We start from the raw sequence: 18,718 nt of genomic DNA on the forward strand, positions 1-18,718 counted from the left end.
CGTGGCTGAAACCCGGGCGCTTATTCCACCAGAAAGCCTCTTAATGTTTTTTTATCGCAAAAAATTTCTATAACACTCGCGGGGCAGTGCATTTTTTGCAGTTTGTTAAATTAATGTGTTTTTCTGCAAGATTGCGCCTTGTATCAAAGAGGCTTTTTTTCAACCAGCAACAGATAAAACCAGTCAATTCTTAAAAGCTGGACGTATTCGCTGAATTTATCGCTTCCCGGCAGAATATATCGCCATATCCCAGAAGTACCGCGACCTTCACAGAGTAAAAAACTGCGTTTTAATCCATAGTGAAATTTAACGCTAAATAACATTTAGCCGTTCCGAGTTTTATGCCGCTCTGATTATATGTAACAGACTATTACAAAGGTCTTGCCTGAAAGCCCCGGATAGGGAACATTACCTGCCGTTTCCCCCCTCCACTATAACTATAAGCGCGATGAACTCTGGACATGGCGCACTGAACACCCCCATTAATATGGGATGTAAAAAAAGAGGTATATGTGTCGACTGCAAACAAAAAACCAGCAGATAACGTAAGTATGAACGCGTTCAAGCAACCGAAAGCGTTTTATCTGATCTTCTCTATCGAATTATGGGAACGCTTCGGCTTCTACGGCCTGCAAGGCATCATGGCCGTCTACCTGGTGAAACAACTGGGTATGTCCGAATCGGATTCCATTACGCTGTTCTCCTCCTTCAGCGCCCTCGTGTACGGTCTGGTTGCCATCGGCGGCTGGCTGGGCGACAAAGTGCTGGGTACCAAGCGTGTGATTATGCTCGGCGCGATTGTGCTGGCGATTGGTTATGCCCTGGTGGCATGGTCCGGTCACGACGCGGCGGTGGTTTATATGGGTATGGCGACCATTGCGGTGGGTAACGGCCTGTTTAAGGCGAACCCGTCCTCCCTGCTCTCCACCTGCTATGCCAAAGACGATCCGCGTCTGGACGGTGCTTTCACCATGTATTACATGGCGGTGAACATCGGTTCCTTCTTCTCCATGCTGGCGACCCCGTGGCTGGCCGCGAAATTCGGCTGGAGCGTGGCCTTTGCCCTGAGCGTGGTCGGTATGCTGATCACCGTCGTGAACTTCGCCTTCTGCAAACGTTGGGTGAAAAACTACGGCTCTAAACCGGACTTCGAACCGCTGCGCGTGGGTAGCCTGCTGCTGACGCTGGTGGGCGTGGTGGTACTGGTGACCATCGCGACCTGGCTGCTGCACAACCAGGGCATCGCCCGTATGGTGCTGGGTGTGGTTGCGCTGGGTATCATCTTCATCTTCGCGAAAGAAACCTTCGCAATGCAGGGTGCGGCGCGTCGTAAGATGATCGTGGCCTTCATTCTGATGTTACAGGCGATTGTGTTCTTCGTGCTGTACAGCCAGATGCCGACCTCTCTGAACTTCTTTGCGATCCGTAACGTTGAGCATTCCATTCTGGGTATCGCGTTTGAGCCGGAGCAGTTCCAGGCTCTGAACCCGTTCTGGATCATCATTGGCAGCCCGATCCTTGCCGCCATCTATAACAAGATGGGCGACAACCTGCCGATGCCGCACAAGTTCGCTATCGGTATGGTGTTGTGCTCTGCGGCCTTCCTGATCCTGCCGCTGGGTACCAAATTCGCCACCGACGCGGGTATCGTCTCCGTGAACTGGCTGATCGTGAGCTACGCCTTCCAGAGTATCGGTGAGCTGATGATTTCCGGCCTCGGCCTCGCGATGGTGGCACAGCTGGTGCCGCAGCGTCTGATGGGCTTCATCATGGGCAGCTGGTTCCTGACCACTGCCGGCGCAAACCTGATCGCCGGTTATGTGGCAAACCTGATGGCTATCCCGGAAGGGGTAACCGATCCGCTGATGTCGCTTAACGTCTACGGCAGCGTATTCCTGAAAATTGGTATTGCCACCGCGGTGATGGCTGCGCTGATGGTGCTGCTGGCACCGAAACTGAACCGTATGGCGCAGGATGATTTAAAAACTGACGCCCCGGAAATCGCGAAAGCGTAATCGCTTCGGGAAACGCAAATAAGAAACCGCTGGCACACTGTCAGCGGTTTTTTTTTAAGGTTTATCGTACACTTGAGTTTCATTCAGACAGGAGTTAACTATGAAATTGTTCTACAAACCGGGCGCCTGCTCTCTTGCTCCGCACATCATCCTGCGTGAAACCGGGAAAGCTTTTACCCTGGAAGCAGTCGATCTGATGACCAAACGTCTGGGCGACGGCAGCGATTACCTGGCGATCAACCCGAAGGGCCAGATCCCGGCATTGCAGCTGGATGACGGTACGCTGATCACCGAAGCCGGGGTAATCATGCAGTATCTCGCCGACAGCGTGCCGCAGAAAAACCTGCTGGCCCCGACCAGCGAGCTGTCTCGTTATAAGACGCTGGAGTGGCTGAACTATATCGCGACCGAACTGCACAAAGGCTTTACGCCGCTGTTCCGCCCGGATACGCCGGACGAGTACAAACACACCGTGCGCGGCCTGCTGGAGAAAAAACTGAGCTTTGTTAACGCCGAACTGGCTTCACGCGAATTTATCGCTGGCAACCATTTTACGATTGCCGATGCGTATCTCTACAACGTGCTGCGCTGGGCGCGCGCCGTAAAACTGGAGATGGGCAGCCTGAGCAACATTGACGCCTTTATGGCGCGTGTGGCGGCACGTGAGAGCGTGATCGACACGCTGGCCGCAGAAGGGTTATAAAATTATGCCGGGTGGCGCAGAACGCATGCCACCTGCAATAAAAAAGGGAGTGATTTCTCACTCCCTTTTTAACGCTTAAGGTTTAACGCTTACTTCCAGCACACCAGACAGTAGTTCTTCTTACCGCGACGCAACAGCGTGTAGCGGCCGAACAGACGGTCGCTGTCCACAAAGGTATATTCCGGATCGGCCTGTTTTTCACCGTTAATGGTAATGGCATTAGAGGCGATAGTTTTACGCGCCTGGCCACGGGACGGCTGCAGATCGGAATCCACCAGCGCCTGCATCAAATCCGCGCCCTTATCCATCTCAACCATTGGCACGCCATCCTGGGCCAGCTGTTCGAAATCCGCTTCGCTCAGATCGCTCAGGTTACCGTTAAACAGGCTGGCGGTAATGCGTTTAGCGGCTTCCAGACCTTCTTCGCCATGGACCAGACGCGTCACCTGATCGGCTAACACATACTGGGCGCGCGGCGCTTTACCGCTGTTCTTGTCTTCTTCTTCCAGCGCATTGATCTCTTCCAGATCCATAAAGGTGAAGAATTTCAGGAAGCGATACACATCCGCATCGGCGGTGTTGATCCAGAACTGGTAGAACTTGTACGGGCTGGTTTTCTTCGGATCGAGCCACACCGCGCCGCCTTCGGTTTTCCCGAATTTGGTGCCGTCAGCTTTGGTGATCAGCGGAACGGTCAGACCGAAGACCTGTTTCTGATGCATGCGGCGCGTCAGATCGATACCGGAGGTGATGTTACCCCACTGGTCAGAACCGCCGATTTGCAGTGAAACGTTATGCAGTTTGTTCAGGCAAGCGAAATCGTAGCCCTGCAACAAATTGTAGGAGAACTCGGTGAAGGAGATACCCTGGTCGTCACGGTTCAGACGCTGTTTTACCGCTTCTTTGTTAATCATCTGGTTAACAGAGAAGTGCTTACCAATATCGCGCAGGAAGGTCAGCACGTTCATATTGCCGAACCAGTCATAGTTATTCGCCGCGATAGCGGAATTCTCGCCGCAGTCGAAATCGAGGAACGGTGCTACCTGGCGGCGGATTTTATCCACCCACTCCTGCACGGTGTCTTCGGTATTGAGCTTACGCTCGGCGGCTTTGAAGCTCGGATCGCCAATCAGACCCGTTGCCCCACCCACCAGCGCAACTGGCTTATGCCCGGCCTGCTGGAACCGTTTCAGGCATAACAAAGGAACCAGATGCCCCAAATGCAAGCTGTCAGCGGTAGGATCGAAGCCGCAATACAGCGCGATCGGACCTTGCGCCAGCAGCGAGGCTAATGCCTCTTCATCCGTCACCTGGGCGACCAGGCCCCGCTCTTGCAATTGTTTAATCAAGTTACTGCTTGCCATCAAATTCTCCATATAAAACGACTGCACCTCTGCCGGTACACGGCCTTTCGCCAGTTACGAAAGAGACATAGAATAAAGCGCCGGAAACAGGAGCACCAGCGCTTAACACAACATTTTTAGTGATTACGGCGCGAGACGGTCAATTTTCCAGGCGTCATTTTCCCGCTGGTATAAAAAACGGTCATGCAGACGATGAGCGCCGCCCTGCCAGAATTCCATCTGCTCGATGCTGATGCGAAAACCGCCCCAGAAACTCGGCAACGGCACTTCACCCTGCTGAAACTTCTGCTTCAGTTCCAGAAACTTGCTCTCAAGGATACCGCGCGCGGAGATGCGGGTGGACTGTTGCGAAACCCAGGCGCCGATCTGACTGTCGCGCGGGCGGCTGTGGAAATACTTCACCACGTCCAGCGTCGACAGGCGCTCGGCTTTACCGGTCACCATCACCTGACGTTCCAGCATGTGCCAGGGGAAAAGTAAATTCACGCGGGGATTGCGTTCGATATGCTGCGCTTTGCGGCTGCCGAGATTGGTGTAAAACACGAAGCCTTTTTCATCATAGTGTTTGAGCAACACAATGCGCTGATACGGCTGACCGTTTTCGTCAACGGTCGCCACCACCATGGCGGTGGGATCGGCAAGTTTGGCTTCGCAGGCCTGGCCCAGCCAGCGCTCAAACAGCGCTAGCGGTTCAGCGGGGAGATCGTTACGGCGTAAACCGCCTTTGATATATTCACGGCGCAGGTGCGCAATTTGCTGCAGTTCATCGTGGTCTGACATGGCATTCGCTACGTTGTGATGGGGTGGCGCTATTGTGCGCCGCCCAGGTAGAAATCTCAACGTTGCGGGTTTTGCAGTTGACAGTTATCCAGTACAACACGGTCACGATGATAAACGGTGGCGCTGTCACCCTTCGACCAGAAGACATAGATGCCGTCAGTGTAACGGGCGCCTGAAGCCGACAAGCCCTGCGTCAGCGTTAAGGGTTTGTTATCCAGCACAAAGCTTACTTCTTCGCGGGGATGATTCAGCTTTACGGTCAGCGGTTTTTCATCACACTGGTATTCCAGCGTATCGGTATTCATCCGCTCCACAAACTGATTGTAGGTACTACATCCTGCCAGCAGCACTGGCACACATGCGATTAACAGTTTTTTCATTCACCTGCCCCATAGACTTTCCCGGTCTGAGAGGGCAATGCCCTCTCTCTTAACCCGCTCAGTTTACCGGCCGGTGGCGCACCGGGGAGTCAGGAAACTCTGATTATGACCGTTCGCGCGGGGGAGTGCGGGGATTGGCGGGGAAAATCGCGCCCAGTACACTGGCGGCAGACGCGCCCGTGACCGACGGTAGATTGCCCGGTAAGCCGGCGACCGTGCGCCAGGCCAGCCAGGCGAAAGCCAGCGCTTCCATATCGTCGCCGCTGATCCCCGCCTCGTCAGTGGTAGAGACTTCGATGCCTGGCAGCAGTCCTGCCAGCCGCGCCATCAGCAGCGGGTTGCGACCGCCACCACCGCATACCAGCAGGCGCTCCGCGCCACCGCTGAGCATGACCTGTTCGGCTATCGTCATCGCCGTCAGCTCCACCAGCGTGGCCTGAACATCGACGCTCGCGACGCCGGGGAAATGCGCCAGATGGCGCTCCAGCCAGCCGTAATTGAAATACTCGCGCCCGGTGCTTTTGGGTGCTGGCGCAGAGAAATAGGGGTCGCTAAGCATATTTTGCAGTAATGGCAGGATCACATTACCCGCGCTGGCCCACTGCGCGTCTTTATCATAAGGCTTGCCTTTTTGCCGCCAGATCCACGCATCCAGCAGCATATTGCCCGGCCCGGTGTCGTAGCCGCGCACCGGCTGATCCGGAAAGAGCAAAGAGAGGTTGGCGATACCGCCAATATTCAGCACCATGCGCCGTTCGGTGGGATGCGCCAGCAGCGCATGATGGAAGGCAGGCACCAGCGGTGCGCCCTGCCCGCCAAGGGCCATATCGCGGCGGCGGAAATCGCCCACTACCGTGATGCCAGTGCGCGCGACGATCTGATTATTGTCACCGATTTGCAGCGTGTGCGGCGCATCGCCCTGCGGTTCATGCCAGACGGTTTGCCCGTGGCAGCCAATCGCTACCACATCTTCAGCGCGTACCTGCTCCTGGGCCATCAATGCCAGCACCGCGTCGGCAAAGAGTTTGCCCAGCTGCGTATCAAGCTGGCCGAACTGTGACAGCGTGAGCTGCTGCCCCTGGCAAATGTTAAGGATCGCCTGCTTAAGCGGTACGGGGATGGGATACGTCAGGCTAGCCTGCTGCGCCACCATTCGGTCATCAATTGCCGCAAGGACCACATCCACCCCGTCCAGGCTGGTTCCCGACATAACGCCAATGTAGCGACCTGATTTCATACGCCTTCCTGTTTGCGTGCGGATTAAAAGATACCAGACACAACACTCCACCATAAAGTGGCGGCTAATACTATGAAGTCTTATGTCTTTTTGTGTATAGCCGTTATCGTCCCGCCCTTTTTGTCGCTACACTGGTTTCGTTTAGACACAGTTAAACGGGCCAAAGGTACAATATTTGCCATGTTTTGGCAGAAGTTGTGTTCTCACTGGGTAAATGCCATATAATTTAGTTATACGGATGCTCACCTGAGCGTTTCATGTTGGACAGGAGATTCATAAATGATGTTACGTGTTTTGGCCGTTTCGCTGGTTGGCTTCACCCTTGCAGGTTGTGTGAACAACGATAGCCTTTCCGGGGACGTTTATACGGCATCCGAAGCCAAGCAGGTTCAGAATGTGACCTATGGTACTGTCGTCAATGTGCGTCCGGTGCAGATCCAGGGCGGCGATGATTCTAACGTCATTGGCGCATTAGGCGGCGCGGTGCTGGGCGGCTTCCTCGGTAACACCGTTGGCGGTGGTACCGGTCGTTCGCTGGCAACAGCGGCTGGTGCGGTTGCAGGTGGTGTAGCCGGTCAGGGCGTGCAGGGTTCGATGAACAAAACCCAGGGCGTTGAGCTGGAAATTCGTAAAGACGACGGCAACAGCATTATCGTGGTGCAGAAACAGGGTAACTCCCGCTTCTCCCCGGGTCAGCGTGTTGCGCTGGCCACCAATGGCAGCCAGGTAACGGCGTCTCCGCGTTAATTACTCCGCCTTGTGATAATAAAAAAGCCCTGCATTGCAGGGCTTTTTACGTTAATCGCGCGTATGTAATTCAATAATGTTTTGCTCAAGACGTGCGATAAGGCTGATAAGCTGCGTCAGTTCTTCATCTGAAATTCCCGCCAGTATTTCCCCACGCGTCTTTCTGATCACCGTTTCCATTTCATCTATAATGGGTGTGGCTTTCTCTGTGAGCTTAATACGTTTTGCACGACGGTCACTGGCGCAGGTCTGACGGGAGATAAGCCCCTTGTCTTCCAGCTGATCCAGCGTACGCACCAGCGAAGGCTGTTCAATGCCGATCGCTTTTGCCAGTTGAATTTGCGACTGCTCGGGAGGTAACTGGTGAATATTATGCAGCGTTACCCAGTGAGTCTGCGTTAATTCCAGAGGTTTGAGGCGATGGTCAATTAAAGCACGCCAGATGCGCACTAAACGTGCCAGATCAGAACCTAATGGCGATTCCAATTTCATCTCCTTATAATTAGCTTGCTAAGTTATTATACTGATTTTAGAATAGTGTGCAGCATTTATATTGGTAAAACAAATGTAAAGCTTTTCTGTATTTTACTATGTAATTGTTTTTAAAGACTTCCCGCACGAACATTATTGTTACTTTTTTGTGTTTTATTCACATTACGCGCTTAACTCTGCACAGGATCCCCAACCGTGACGTTCAGGTTCTTTACCACCGGCTTGCCACTGCAGGATCTGATCGTCGGCGCTTCCGTCTATTTTCCGCCGCTGTTTTATGCCGTTGCGCTCGGTTTCTTTCTTTGGCTTATTATCCATCGTCTGCTGCGCAGCTGGCTCTATGCTGGTGAGATCTGGCATCCATTGCTGCTGGATCTTTCCTTGTTTGTCATTTCGGTGGCGCTGGCGCAGGCCCTTTTGATCGCGTGGTAACTCCTGCATGAAAACCCTTAAATATTTCTCGACGCTGCTGGTACTGGCCCTCGCGATTGTCGCCGGGATTGGGCTATGGAATTACTATATGCAGTCGCCGTGGACGCGAGACGGAAAAATCCGCGCCGAACAGGTCAGCGTGACGCCGCAGGTTTCCGGCAGCATCACGGCGATCAGCGTGCGCGATAACCAGTTTGTTCATGCCGGCGAGGCGCTGTTCCGCATCGACGAAACGCCCTATCGCATCGCCATTTTAAACGCCGAAGCCCAGCTGGCCCGCGCGCAGACGGAACTGGCGAAAGCCAATAACGAAGCCAGCCGCCGCCGTCACCTCCCCCACAATTATATTTCCGCCGAAGATCTGGATACCGCCAATATCAACGTCAAGGCTATGCAGGCCGACGTCGCAGTCGCCCAGGCCGAGCTTGCGCAGGCGCAGTGGCAGCACCAGCAGACCACGGTGAAATCGCCGGTGGATGGCTGGGTTACTAACCTTTCCGCGCGGGTGGGTAATTACGCTACGGCCGGCCAGCCGGTATTTGCGGTAGTGGACAGCCATTCGTTCTACGTAGTGGGCTATTTCGAAGAAAGCAAATTGCGGCATATTCGTGAAGGCATGCCTGCCAGCGTGGTGCTCTACAGCAGCGATCAAAAGTTACAGGGTCACGTATCCAGCATCGGTCGCGCGATTTACGATCAGAGTGTAGAGAGCGACGGCAGCCTGGTAGCCGACGTCAAACCTAATGTGCCCTGGGTACGTCTGGCCCAGCGCGTGCCGGTACGCATTGAGTTTGATGCGCCGCCGCAGGGACTGACTCTGGTATCCGGCACCACCTGTACCGTGGCAATCGGGCGCTGACGGTGCGGCTGCTCCAGGCGCTGCCGTGGTTTAAGGCCAGCCGTGGGCAGTGGCGCTACGCCCTGCGCAACGGGATTGCCATGTGTCTGGCGCTGAGCGTCGCCTATACGCTTAATCTCGACGAGCCTTACTGGGCGATGACCTCGGCGGCGGTGGTCAGCTTCCCGACGGTGGGCGGGGTGATCAGCAAAAGCCTTGGCCGCATTGCCGGGAGTCTGTTGGGCGCGGTGGCAGCATTGCTTATCGCCGGTCATACCCTAAACGATCCCTGGCTGTTTTTATTCGCGATGGCCGGCTGGATTGGCTTTTGCACCTGGGCCTGCGCGCATTTCAGCAATAACGTGGCTTATGCTTTTCAGCTGGCGGGTTACACCGCGGCGATCATCGCTTTCCCGGTGATCAACATCAGCGAAACCACAGAGCTGTGGGACATCGCCCAGTCGCGAGTATGCGAGGTGATTGTCGGTATTTTGTCCGGGGGCGTGATGATGATGATCCTGCCCAGTACGTCAGACGGCGCGGCGCTGCTCACTGCGCTGAAAAAAATGCATGCCCGGCTGCTGGAGCATGCCGGGTTACTCTGGCAAATGGACACCAGTGATGCCATTCGCACTGCCCATGAAAATGTCATCGGCCAGATCCTGACCATGAATTTGCTGCGCATCCAGGCGTTCTGGAGCCACTACCGTTTTCGCCAGCAAAACTCCCTGCTCAACTATTTACTCCATCAGCAGTTGCGCATGACCAGCGTGATCTCAAGCCTGCGGCGTCTGCTGCTGAACTGGCCCGATGCGCCGGCGATGACCCGTCCGCTGCTGGAACAACTCCTGGCAGTACTGGCGCGCCCGGATGCCGATTTTTATACCGTCGCGCGCATTATTGCCCCGCTCGCGCCAAAGCATGATACCGATTACCGTCATCGCGCCTTCTGGAACCGGCTGCGCTATTTTTGCCAGTTGCACCTCGCTGGCAGTCGCTGGATCCAGCAGCTGGAAAACGCCAGACCCGTCAGCGCGCTCGCCGTGCCGCGCACCCCGGCGCTGGCCCGCCATACTGATAATCTGGAAGCGCTGTGGAGCGGATTGCGCACTTTCGCGACCCTGGTAGCCATCGGCGCATGGACCATTGGCGCGCAATGGGAGTCCGGTGCATCGGCGCTAACGATGGCGGCAATCAGCTGCGTGCTCTATTCCGTCGTCGCCTCACCTTATAATTCGCTGACATTGCTGATGCGCACGCTGGTTTTGCTGTCGCTGTTCAGCTTCGCGGTAAAATTTGGCCTGATGGTGCAGATCACCGAGCTGTGGCAATTTTTACTGTTCCTGTTTCCGCTGCTGACCACAATGCAACTGCTGAAGCTGCAAATGGCGAAATATGCCGGGCTCTGGGGGCAGCTTATCGTTTTTATGGGATCGTTTATTTCAGTGACCAATCCGCCGGTTTATGACTTTGCGGATTTCCTGAACGACAATCTGGGTAAATTACTCGGCGTGGGAATAGCCTGGCTGGCGTTTGCGGTGCTGCGTCCTGGTTCGGATGTGCGCAAGAGCCATCGGCATATTCGCGCCCTGCGCCTGCGCTTTATCGATCAGCTGAGCCGCCGACCGCAGTACCGCGAAAGTGAGTTTGAGTCGCTGGTGTATCATCACATCAGTCAGCTCAGTCAGAGTAAAGATGCCCAGTCCAGGCGCTGGCTGTTACGCTGGGGCGTTGTGTTGCTCAACTGTACGCATGTGGTGTGGCAGTTGCGGGAGTGGGAAACGCGATCCGACCCGCTGTCGCGGGTACGGGATCGCTGTCTGGCGCTGTTGCGTGGGGTGATGAGCGAAAATGGCGTCCGGCATGGCTTGCTGGGCGTGACGCTGGCGGAGTTACAGCATATTTGCGATACCCTGGCACAGCATCATCAGCCTGCTGCGCGGGAGCTGTCGTCGATTGTCTGGCGGCTCTACTGTGCGCTTTTGCAGCTCGAACAGGCCCCGGCAGCAGGAACGGTTGCCGCGGTTACCTGATCACACCACAGGCGTAACGCGCCCCGCCACCGCCCAGCGGTTTGGGATTGTCAGACATGTTATCGCCGCCAACATGGATCATCAGCGCTTTATCCTTCACTTCATCGAGTTTTTTCAGGCGCGGTGCAATCACAGCATCAGTGGCCTTGCCGTCATTGTTGACCACCAGCACAGGCAGATCGCCGGTATGCCCTGCGCCTTCCGGGCCTTCATGTTTACCGGTATTGTGCGGGTCGAGGTGTCCGCCTGCGGCTTCCGCCGGCATCGCTTTACCGTCTTTTATGGCCGGTTCGCAGGAGCCTTTGGCATGCACATGGAATCCATGTTCACCGGGCGGCAGTGCTTTAAGATTGGGGGTAAATTCCAGCCCTTTGTCGGTTTCAGTAATGTTAACCGTACCAATAGACTGACCGATGCCCCCGGAGGTGACGAGGTTCATCTTAACTTCTTCGCTGGCAGCCTGCGCACCGGCGCAAACAGACAAAGCGAGCATCGCGAGACAAAAACGCTTCATATAACCTCCCGTAATTTTATTTGCCCCTGAAGTGTAAACCAGGGGCGAGGATCTTACTGGAAAGTCAGGTTAATCCGTGATCAGGGTACGTCGTAACCGAGTGCCGCTTTGCGAATACGGAACCACTGCTGGCGGCTGAGTTGAATATTCTCCGCTTCAATGGCTGCGCGCACGCGCTCAATTTTACCGGAGCCGATAATCGGCAGCGGTTGGGACGGCAGACGCAGGATCCACGCATACACCACCTGTTCGATGCTCCCGGCGTTAACTTCTTCGGCAATCTGCGCCAGTTCATCGCACAGCGGCTGGAAAGCGTCGTCGTTAAACAGGCGACCGCCGCCAAGGCAGGACCATGCCATCGGACGCACGCGCAGTTGCTGGAGCTGGTCGAGGGTGCCATCGAGGATCAGCGGTTGATGCACCGGGGAGATCTCCACCTGGTTGGTGACGAGGGTAAACGGCAGACGGGACTGCAACAGCGCGAACTGCGCCGGGGTGAAGTTCGACACGCCGAAATGGCGCACTTTGCCGCTCTGATGCAGATGCAGGAAGGCTTCTGCCACCTCATCGGCATCCATCAACGGATCCGGGCGGTGGATAAGCAGCAGGTCGAGATGGTCGATGGCCAGGTGGTGCAGCGACTGTTCGGCGCTGGCGATAATATGGCTTTTATCGGTGATGTAATGACCCAGCGCGTTTTCTGCACGGGCGGTGGTGGCGATGCCGCATTTAGTGACCACTTCCATGCGCGCACGCAGATGTGGGGCCAGCTTTAAAGCTTCGCCGAACGCCGCTTCACACTGATAGCCGCCATAAATGTCAGCATGATCAACCGTGGTGACACCCAGATCCAGGTGCTCCTCAATAAAACTGACCAGCTGGCGCGGGGACATATTCCAGTCCATTAAACGCCAGTAGCCCATCACAAAACGCGAAAATTCCGGGCCTTGCGGCGCAAGGGTAATACGCTGAACCATAACCGCTTCCTCTTTAATTAATCTGCACTGAGTATACGCATTTGCAGGATTAAAAAAGTGAAGGTTGTTGCGGTTCCTCCGGCGCATCCGGTTTGTTTGCGCGTAATTTACGCAACAGGCGTTGACGGCACAGACGCAACACCGTCTGTTTTTGCGTATCGCTCATGCTTTGCCAGTTAAAACGCTCGTCTCGTGTACGCATACATCCCCGGCAAAATCCGCGCTCGTCCGACTGACAAATGCCCCGACACGGACTCTGGATCGGGAAAAACTCTAATTGCTCTGCCACGCTCCGTCTCCGGTTAAGGGTTTATTACATTGAAGACGTCAGCGGGTCATTTCGCAAATCGACTTGCATTAGACCGAACGGTCTATTACAGTGTTTCCATGAACAGACACTGCGAACATGATACCCGCGAACATCTGCTGGCCACCGGCGAGCAGTTATGTATGCACCGTGGCTTCACCGGCATGGGGTTAAGCGAACTGCTGAAAACGGCAGAGGTGCCCAAGGGATCGTTTTATCACTATTTCCGCTCGAAAGAAGCTTTTGGCGTCGCGCTGCTTGAACGGCATTATGCCAATTACCATGCCCGTCTGGCGCAGCACTTTGCCAGCGCGGAAGGTAATTATCGCGATCGTGTGCTGGCGTATTATGAATATACCCTGGAGCAGTTTCGCCAGCAGGGCATTATCAGCGGGTGCCTGACGGTGAAGCTGTCAGCGGAAGTGTGCGATCTGTCTGAAGATATGCGTACCGCCATGAATCGCGGTGCCGGCCAGGTGATTGCCCTGCTCGCTGACGCGCTGGAAAAAGGCCGCGAAGAGCGCAGTCTTGAATTTCCCGGCGATGCGCTGACGCAGGCTCAGGTGCTCTATTCCCTGTGGCTGGGCGCCAATTTGCAGGCCAAGATGTCCCGCAGCGCCGTGCCGCTGGAAAGCGCACTGGCCCATGCCCGTTTTGTTATCGCAACGCCTGCTCTATAACAGGCGTTTTTATTTAAACTTTTACTAGTCGACCGGTCTATTCAGGAGCAGTTATGTCTAAGACGTTATTTACCCCGTTGAAAGTGGGTGCCATTACCGTACCGAACCGCGTATTCATGGCTCCGTTGACGCGCCTGCGCAGCATTGAGCCGGGTGATATTCCGACCCCGCTGATGGGCGAGTACTACCGCCAGCGCGCCAGCGCCGGTCTTATCATCAGCGAAGCAACGCAGATTTCCGCACAGGCGAAAGGTTATGCAGGCGCACCAGGGCTGCACAGCCCGGAGCAGATCGCCGCTTGGAAAAAAATCACCGATGGCGTGCATGCGGAAAATGGCCGTATGGCCGTACAGCTGTGGCACACCGGTCGTATCTCCCATACCTCGCTGCAACCGGGCGGTCAGGCACCGGTCGCGCCGTCTGCTCTCGCTGCTGGCACCCGCACGTCCCTGCGTGACGCCGAGGGTAACGCCATCCGCGAAGAAACCTCCGTGCCACGCGCGCTGGAAACCAGCGAAATCCCGGGAATCGTTGACGATTTCCGTCAGGCCGTAGCCAATGCCCGCGAAGCCGGTTTCGACCTGGTCGAACTGCACGCGGCTCACGGCTACCTGCTGCACCAGTTCCTGTCCCCTTCCGCTAACCAGCGCACCGACCAGTATGGCGGCAGCGTGGAAAACCGCGCCCGTCTGGTGCTGGAGGTCGTGGATGCGGTCTGTAACGAATGGGGCGCGGACCGCATTGGTATTCGCGTCTCGCCAATCGGTACCTTCCAGAACACCGATAACGGCCCGAACGAAGAAGCCGATGCGCTGTATCTGATCGAAGAGCTGGCCCGTCGCGGCATCGCCTATCTGCATATGTCTGAGCCAGACTGGGCGGGTGGCGCACCGTACACTGACGCGTTCCGCGAAAAAGTGCGCGCACGTTTCCATGGCCCGATTGTTGGTGCCGGGGCGTACACGCCAGAGAAAGCAGAAGATCTGCTGAGCAAAGGGCTGATCGATGCCGTGGCCTTTGGTCGTGACTACATCGCCAACCCGGATCTGGTTGAGCGCCTGGAGCGCAAAGCCGAACTGAACCCGCAGCGTCCGGAAAGCTTCTACGGCGGCGGCGCAGAAGGTTACACCGATTACCCAACGCTTTGATCCGTTGATTGATAGCGGCGGCAATCCGCCGCTATACTGAGTTAAGGTTTATGACCGGAACGCAAAACAACTGATTAAGAGGATAATATGCGCTTACTTCACACCATGCTGCGTGTTGGCGATCTGCAACGCTCCATCGATTTTTACACCAACGTGCTGGGCATGACGCTGCTGCGCACCAGTGAAAACACCGAATACAAATACTCTCTGGCTTTCGTGGGCTACGGTCCGGAAAGCGAAGAAGCGGTTATTGAGCTGACTTACAACTGGGGCGTCGACAGCTATGAGCTGGGCACCGCCTACGGTCATATCGCGCTGGAAGTGGATAATGCGGCTGAAGCCTGCGAACGTATCCGTCAGAACGGCGGCAATGTCACCCGTGAAGCGGGCCCGGTAAAAGGCGGCACTACTGTTATCGCCTTCGTTGAAGATCCGGACGGTTATAAAATCGAACTGATCGAAGCCAAAGATGCCGGTCGCGGTCTGGGCAACTGATCTCCCCACGGGCGCGCTGCGCCCGTTCTTTTTACGCGGTATAATCCTTTCGTAAAATTTGCCATAATGCGCGCTGCATTTTTCCGTCTTAAGAGATCCTGATGTCCGATAACGCTCAACTCACCGGTCTGTGCGGCCGTTTTCGTGGTTTTTATCCTGTTGTAATCGATGTAGAAACTGCCGGGTTTAACGCTAAAACCGATGCGCTGCTAGAAGTTGCCGCCATTACGTTAAAAATGGACGACCAGGGCTGGCTGATGCCGGACAGCACACTGCATTTCCACGTTGAGCCGTTCGAAGGGGCAAATCTGCAACCTGAAGCGCTGGCGTTTAACGGTATCGACCCCAACAACCCGCTGCGCGGGGCGATCAGTGAGCACGATGCGCTGCATGCGATTTTTAAAATGGTGCGCAAAGGCATCAAAGACAGCGGCTGTAGCCGGGCGATCATGGTGGCCCATAATGCGACCTTCGATCACAGCTTTATGATGGCCGCCGCGGCGCGCGCCTCACTCAAACGCAACCCTTTCCATCCGTTTGTGACCTTTGATACCGCGTCGTTGAGCGGTCTGGCGCTGGGACAGACGGTGTTATCCAAAGCCTGTGCCGCGGCCGGTCTGGATTTCGACAGTACCCAGGCCCACTCTGCCCTCTACGACACCGAGCAAACCGCCCTGCTGTTCTGTGAGATCGTTAACCGCTGGAAACGACTGGGCGGCTGGCCGATGGCACTGCCTGCCGACGATAATCAGGCATAAAAAAAAGCACCCGAGGGTGCTTTTCTATTGCCTGCGCTTATTCAGCGTCCGGCTCTTCGGTTTTGTACTTCGCCGCGGTTTCTTTGATCAGCGGCTGAAGTTCACCGCGCTGATACATCTCAATGATGATGTCGCAGCCGCCTACCAGCTCGCCATCCACCCACAGTTGCGGGAAGGTCGGCCAGTTAGCGTATTTCGGCAGCTCGGCACGGATGTCCGGGTTCTGCAGAATATCAACATAGGCAAAGCGTTCGCCACAGGCGGAAAGCGCCTGGACGGCCTGGGCAGAGAAGCCACAGCTAGGCAGCTTAGGGGAACCTTTCATGTACAGCAGGATCGGGTTTTCAGCGATTTGACGCTGGATTTTTTCGATGGTTTCGCTCATTGTCTTGCTTCCTTAACTTCTTCTTACGACAGTCGTCTCATTGTAGCGGTTCAGACAACCCACGGAAAATAACATTTTGTTCACCACGCACTATATTATCGTCTGCCGCGCAAAGATGCCTTAAGAATATCTGTTTAAGCGAAACGATTCGCTCATCCCGTAACCATTAATTGGCCTGTATTGCTGCTTTTTTTTGCGCTCGTTAACGAATTCGCGTCAGGATGCAAAAAGCCTATTAACTTTTTTGCTTTTTATGCTTTAGAATCGACGAGTTTTGAAAATCACCCGCAAGCATGATTTCATGCCTGCCCGAATCAGGGGAATGCTCAGTGGCGCGGATAAATAAAATCTCGATCACGCTCTGTGCTTTAGTTTTTGCCTCGCTGACGTTTACGCCATTAAGTCAGGCGTCCGAACAGGCGCGGCCCTCTGCCGTGCAAAAAACGCATCTGGCAAAAACCACCGACCGTAAAAAACAAAGCACGACCCAAAAGACAACAAAGAAAAGCAGTGGCACCAGTAAAAAAATAGCGAAACAAGCAACCAGTAAAACTCCCCGTCAAAAAACGTCTGCTAAAACAAAACGCCTGTCAACCAGTACAAAAATCAGCAGCGTCGCTTCACGCAAAACTAAATCCAGCGCAGGAAAAATCGCCGCCGTTACCGTTACGGAAAAGTGCACTACCCGTAAAGGTCGTAAGCCGCATTGTGTGAAAGTGAAAAACAGCAAGCCGGTGACGCTGGCAGAGGCGCATAAAGTGCGTATCAAAAAAGCGCAGACGACTGCGTTATCGACATTAATGAACCAGATCGGCAAACCCTATCACTGGGGCGGCACCTCACCCCGTACTGGTTTTGATTGCAGCGGACTGGTCTACTACGCTTACAAAGATCTGGTGAAATTCCGTATTCCACGCACCGCGAACGAAATGTATCACCTGCGTGATGCGTCGCCGGTGAACGTGGCGGAACTGGAGCGCGGCGATCTGGTGTTCTTCCGTACCCAGGGTCGCGGTACCGCCGATCACGTGGGCGTCTATGTTGGCAATGGCAAATTTATCCAGTCTCCGCGCAGCGGCCAGGATATTCAGATCACGTCCCTCAGCGAAGATTACTGGCAGCGTCACTATGTTGGCGCACGTCGGGTTATGACGCCGAAAAACGTCCGCTAAAAAAAATCACCCTGCCAGACTGCGCAGGGTGATCTTCTTTTATTACTCAGTAAGGGTCAGTTTGCCAGGCATTCCCGGCGGGCATCAGCACGGGAAAACAGCACCAGCAGCAGCGCCAGCGCCGCAATGATCGCGCCCATCACCGGTACGAACGCATAACCCAGACCAGCGGAAATCACCGCCCCACCCGCTGCCGCGCCCAGTGCGTTGCCGAGGTTAAAGGCACCGATATTCACGGAAGAAGACAGTCCCGGCGCTTCGTGGGCGACACGCATGACGCGCATCTGCAACGGCGGCACGACGGCGAAGGTTGCAGCGCCCCACACCACCATCGCCATTGCCGCGCCGACATCGCTTTTTACCAACAGCGGGATCGCCAGCATGATCACCATCAGCAGCAGCAAAAAGCCTTTCAGCGTACCGCTGACCGAACGGTCCGCAAACTTCCCGCCGAGATAATTGCCCAGCGAGAAGCCCACGCCAATCAGCACCAGCATCGCCGTGACAAAGAACGGCGTGGCGTGATTCAGATCCTGCAACACCGGAGAGATATAGGTATAAAGCGTGAACATCGCCCCGGCCCCCAGCACGGTGGTCAGCAGCGCCGACAGCACCTGCGGACGCATCAGCACCGACAGCTCCTTGCGCACATCAGGACGCACCCCCGCACTCCCCTTCGGCAGGGAGAAGAACAGGCTGATCATCGACACGACGCCCAGACCGGCGGTGGCGAGGAAAGACATCCGCCAGCCGATAGTTTCGCCAAGCCAGGTCGCCGCGGGTACGCCGCCGATATTGGCAATGGTCAGCCCCATAAACATGGTCGCCACCGCACTCGCCTGCTTGTGCTTCGGCACCACGCTCGCCGCCACTACCGAGCCAAGCCCGAAAAATGCCCCATGGTTGAGGCTGGTGATAATGCGCGACAGCAGCAGCGTGGTGTAATCCGGCGCAATGGCCGACAGCACGTTGCCGAGGGTAAAAATCGCCATCAGGAAAATCAGCGCATTACGACGGGCGCGATGTGACAGCAGCAGCGTCATCAGCGGTGCGCCCACCATTACGCCAATCGCATAGGCGCTAATCAACATGCCAGCGGCAGGAATGGAGACATCGATGCCGCGGGCGATAACCGGCAGCAATCCCATCGGTGAAAATTCAGTCGTACCTATCCCAAAAGCCCCAATCGCCAGTGACAGCAGGGGAAAATTCATCTTCATTGTTTAACTCCAGTAATGCGAAAGCGCGCAGGCCGCCTCGC

General features: G+C 55.4%; 21 protein-coding genes. 11 read left to right on the forward strand and 10 right to left on the reverse strand.

Annotated elements, in window-relative coordinates; genetic code table 11:
* Positions 1-512 precede the first annotated feature (512 nt).
* Both dtpA and gstA read left to right on the forward strand, forming a co-directional pair.
* Complete coding sequence (gene dtpA, locus KW828_RS00890; RefSeq protein ID WP_218334581.1) at positions 513-2,015, forward strand: dipeptide/tripeptide permease DtpA; 1,503 nt, start codon at positions 513-515, stop codon at positions 2,013-2,015.
* Between the two features lie 100 nt (positions 2,016-2,115).
* Positions 2,116-2,718 (forward strand): glutathione transferase GstA, encoded by a 603-nt coding sequence (gene gstA / locus KW828_RS00895; RefSeq protein WP_218334582.1) that lies wholly within the window; start codon positions 2,116-2,118, stop codon positions 2,716-2,718.
* 89 nt (positions 2,719-2,807) lie between these two features.
* On the opposite strand, the gene tyrS is transcribed toward gstA, so the two are convergent.
* The 4 genes from tyrS to anmK all read right to left on the reverse strand — a co-directional run bounded on the left by tyrS (position 2,808) and on the right by anmK (position 6,479).
* The gene (tyrS, locus tag KW828_RS00900) at positions 2,808-4,082 is read right to left on the reverse strand and encodes a tyrosine--tRNA ligase (RefSeq protein WP_218334583.1); all 1,275 of its coding nucleotides are present in this window, start codon (positions 4,080-4,082) and stop codon (positions 2,808-2,810) included.
* A 123-nt stretch (positions 4,083-4,205) separates the two neighbouring features.
* Complete coding sequence (gene pdxH / locus KW828_RS00905) at positions 4,206-4,862, reverse strand: pyridoxamine 5'-phosphate oxidase (protein ID WP_218334584.1); 657 nt, start codon at positions 4,860-4,862, stop codon at positions 4,206-4,208.
* Positions 4,863-4,918: 56 nt separating this feature from the next.
* A complete protein-coding gene (mliC, locus tag KW828_RS00910) occupies positions 4,919-5,242 on the reverse strand; it encodes a C-type lysozyme inhibitor (protein WP_088221979.1) in 324 nt (107 codons plus the stop codon).
* A 103-nt stretch (positions 5,243-5,345) separates the two neighbouring features.
* Complete coding sequence (gene anmK / locus KW828_RS00915; RefSeq protein ID WP_218334585.1) at positions 5,346-6,479, reverse strand: anhydro-N-acetylmuramic acid kinase; 1,134 nt, start codon at positions 6,477-6,479, stop codon at positions 5,346-5,348.
* A gap of 279 nt (positions 6,480-6,758) precedes the next feature.
* Here anmK and slyB point away from each other — a divergent pair, with 279 nt between their 5' ends.
* A complete protein-coding gene (gene slyB / locus KW828_RS00920) occupies positions 6,759-7,226 on the forward strand; it encodes an outer membrane lipoprotein SlyB (protein ID WP_218334586.1) in 468 nt (155 codons plus the stop codon).
* Between the two features lie 51 nt (positions 7,227-7,277).
* Here the strand turns inward: slyB and slyA are convergent, their stop codons facing one another.
* On the reverse strand, positions 7,278-7,718 hold the full coding sequence (slyA, locus tag KW828_RS00925; protein ID WP_218334587.1) for a transcriptional regulator SlyA: 441 nt from the start codon (positions 7,716-7,718) through the stop codon (positions 7,278-7,280).
* Between the two features lie 195 nt (positions 7,719-7,913).
* Between slyA and KW828_RS00930 the strand changes: the two genes are divergently transcribed.
* From KW828_RS00930 to KW828_RS00940, 3 genes are read left to right on the forward strand one after another with little or no spacing between them, the layout of a single operon-like run.
* Positions 7,914-8,150 carry a DUF1656 domain-containing protein gene (locus KW828_RS00930; RefSeq protein ID WP_218334588.1) on the forward strand — a complete coding sequence of 79 codons (237 nt, stop codon included), beginning with the start codon at positions 7,914-7,916 and terminating at the stop codon, positions 8,148-8,150.
* A 7-nt stretch (positions 8,151-8,157) separates the two neighbouring features.
* Positions 8,158-9,009, forward strand: coding sequence for an HlyD family secretion protein (locus KW828_RS00935; RefSeq protein ID WP_218334589.1), 852 nt, complete (start codon positions 8,158-8,160; stop codon positions 9,007-9,009).
* Between the two features lie 2 nt (positions 9,010-9,011).
* Positions 9,012-11,021 carry an FUSC family protein gene (locus KW828_RS00940; RefSeq protein WP_371316068.1) on the forward strand — a complete coding sequence of 670 codons (2,010 nt, stop codon included), beginning with the start codon at positions 9,012-9,014 and terminating at the stop codon, positions 11,019-11,021.
* Here the strand turns inward: KW828_RS00940 and sodC are convergent.
* The 3 genes from sodC to KW828_RS00955 all read right to left on the reverse strand — a co-directional run bounded on the left by sodC (position 11,014) and on the right by KW828_RS00955 (position 12,801).
* Positions 11,014-11,535 (reverse strand): superoxide dismutase [Cu-Zn] SodC, encoded by a 522-nt coding sequence (sodC, locus tag KW828_RS00945; protein WP_218334590.1) that lies wholly within the window; start codon positions 11,533-11,535, stop codon positions 11,014-11,016. The genes KW828_RS00940 and sodC overlap by 8 nt on opposite strands.
* An 80-nt stretch (positions 11,536-11,615) precedes the next feature.
* Positions 11,616-12,512: an aldo/keto reductase family oxidoreductase gene (locus KW828_RS00950; RefSeq protein ID WP_218334591.1), complete on the reverse strand. Its 897-nt coding sequence runs from the start codon at positions 12,510-12,512 to the stop codon at positions 11,616-11,618.
* Between the two features lie 49 nt (positions 12,513-12,561).
* On the reverse strand, positions 12,562-12,801 hold the full coding sequence (locus KW828_RS00955) for a DUF1289 domain-containing protein (protein WP_088221987.1): 240 nt from the start codon (positions 12,799-12,801) through the stop codon (positions 12,562-12,564).
* 98 nt (positions 12,802-12,899) lie between these two features.
* Here KW828_RS00955 and KW828_RS00960 point away from each other — a divergent pair, with 98 nt between their 5' ends.
* The 4 genes from KW828_RS00960 to rnt all read left to right on the forward strand — a co-directional run bounded on the left by KW828_RS00960 (position 12,900) and on the right by rnt (position 15,900).
* Positions 12,900-13,499, forward strand: coding sequence for a TetR/AcrR family transcriptional regulator (locus KW828_RS00960; RefSeq protein WP_218334592.1), 600 nt, complete (start codon positions 12,900-12,902; stop codon positions 13,497-13,499).
* 53 nt (positions 13,500-13,552) lie between these two features.
* Positions 13,553-14,647, forward strand: coding sequence for an alkene reductase (locus KW828_RS00965; RefSeq protein ID WP_218334593.1), 1,095 nt, complete (start codon positions 13,553-13,555; stop codon positions 14,645-14,647).
* Between the two features lie 87 nt (positions 14,648-14,734).
* Positions 14,735-15,142 carry a lactoylglutathione lyase gene (gene gloA / locus KW828_RS00970; RefSeq protein ID WP_088221990.1) on the forward strand — a complete coding sequence of 136 codons (408 nt, stop codon included), beginning with the start codon at positions 14,735-14,737 and terminating at the stop codon, positions 15,140-15,142.
* A 101-nt stretch (positions 15,143-15,243) separates the two neighbouring features.
* On the forward strand, positions 15,244-15,900 hold the full coding sequence (rnt, locus tag KW828_RS00975) for a ribonuclease T (RefSeq protein ID WP_218334594.1): 657 nt from the start codon (positions 15,244-15,246) through the stop codon (positions 15,898-15,900).
* Positions 15,901-15,937: 37 nt separating this feature from the next.
* Here the strand turns inward: rnt and grxD are convergent, their stop codons facing one another.
* Entirely contained in the window at positions 15,938-16,285 is a 348-nt protein-coding gene (gene grxD, locus KW828_RS00980) for a monothiol glutaredoxin 4 (protein WP_088221992.1), read from the reverse strand.
* Positions 16,286-16,614: 329 nt separating this feature from the next.
* On the opposite strand from grxD, the gene KW828_RS00985 reads away from it, so the two are divergent.
* On the forward strand, positions 16,615-17,457 hold the full coding sequence (locus KW828_RS00985) for a C40 family peptidase (protein ID WP_218334595.1): 843 nt from the start codon (positions 16,615-16,617) through the stop codon (positions 17,455-17,457).
* Between the two features lie 56 nt (positions 17,458-17,513).
* Here the strand turns inward: KW828_RS00985 and KW828_RS00990 are convergent, their stop codons facing one another.
* Positions 17,514-18,677 carry an MFS transporter gene (locus tag KW828_RS00990; RefSeq protein WP_218334596.1) on the reverse strand — a complete coding sequence of 388 codons (1,164 nt, stop codon included), beginning with the start codon at positions 18,675-18,677 and terminating at the stop codon, positions 17,514-17,516.
* Positions 18,678-18,718 lie beyond the last annotated feature (41 nt).

It is taken from the genome of Enterobacter sp. ENT03, from assembly GCF_019218745.1.
In the GTDB taxonomy this organism is placed as follows: domain Bacteria; phylum Pseudomonadota; class Gammaproteobacteria; order Enterobacterales; family Enterobacteriaceae; genus Enterobacter_D.

Excerpts from the sequence above, each read along its gene's own strand:
- gstA (WP_218334582.1), top strand. The coding sequence starts at position 2,116 with ATGAAATTGTTCTACAAACCGGGCGCCTGCTCTCTTGCTCCGCACATC.
- tyrS (WP_218334583.1), bottom strand. The coding sequence starts at position 4,082 with ATGGCAAGCAGTAACTTGATTAAACAATTGCAAGAGCGGGGCCTGGTC.
- pdxH (WP_218334584.1), bottom strand. The coding sequence starts at position 4,862 with ATGTCAGACCACGATGAACTGCAGCAAATTGCGCACCTGCGCCGTGAA.
- mliC (WP_088221979.1), bottom strand. The coding sequence starts at position 5,242 with ATGAAAAAACTGTTAATCGCATGTGTGCCAGTGCTGCTGGCAGGATGT.
- anmK (WP_218334585.1), bottom strand. The coding sequence starts at position 6,479 with ATGAAATCAGGTCGCTACATTGGCGTTATGTCGGGAACCAGCCTGGAC.
- slyB (WP_218334586.1), top strand. The coding sequence starts at position 6,759 with ATGATGTTACGTGTTTTGGCCGTTTCGCTGGTTGGCTTCACCCTTGCA.
- slyA (WP_218334587.1), bottom strand. The coding sequence starts at position 7,718 with ATGAAATTGGAATCGCCATTAGGTTCTGATCTGGCACGTTTAGTGCGC.
- KW828_RS00935 (WP_218334589.1), top strand. The coding sequence starts at position 8,158 with ATGAAAACCCTTAAATATTTCTCGACGCTGCTGGTACTGGCCCTCGCG.
- sodC (WP_218334590.1), bottom strand. The coding sequence starts at position 11,535 with ATGAAGCGTTTTTGTCTCGCGATGCTCGCTTTGTCTGTTTGCGCCGGT.
- KW828_RS00950 (WP_218334591.1), bottom strand. The coding sequence starts at position 12,512 with ATGGTTCAGCGTATTACCCTTGCGCCGCAAGGCCCGGAATTTTCGCGT.
- KW828_RS00960 (WP_218334592.1), top strand. The coding sequence starts at position 12,900 with ATGAACAGACACTGCGAACATGATACCCGCGAACATCTGCTGGCCACC.
- KW828_RS00965 (WP_218334593.1), top strand. The coding sequence starts at position 13,553 with ATGTCTAAGACGTTATTTACCCCGTTGAAAGTGGGTGCCATTACCGTA.
- gloA (WP_088221990.1), top strand. The coding sequence starts at position 14,735 with ATGCGCTTACTTCACACCATGCTGCGTGTTGGCGATCTGCAACGCTCC.
- rnt (WP_218334594.1), top strand. The coding sequence starts at position 15,244 with ATGTCCGATAACGCTCAACTCACCGGTCTGTGCGGCCGTTTTCGTGGT.
- grxD (WP_088221992.1), bottom strand. The coding sequence starts at position 16,285 with ATGAGCGAAACCATCGAAAAAATCCAGCGTCAAATCGCTGAAAACCCG.
- KW828_RS00990 (WP_218334596.1), bottom strand. The coding sequence starts at position 18,677 with ATGAAGATGAATTTTCCCCTGCTGTCACTGGCGATTGGGGCTTTTGGG.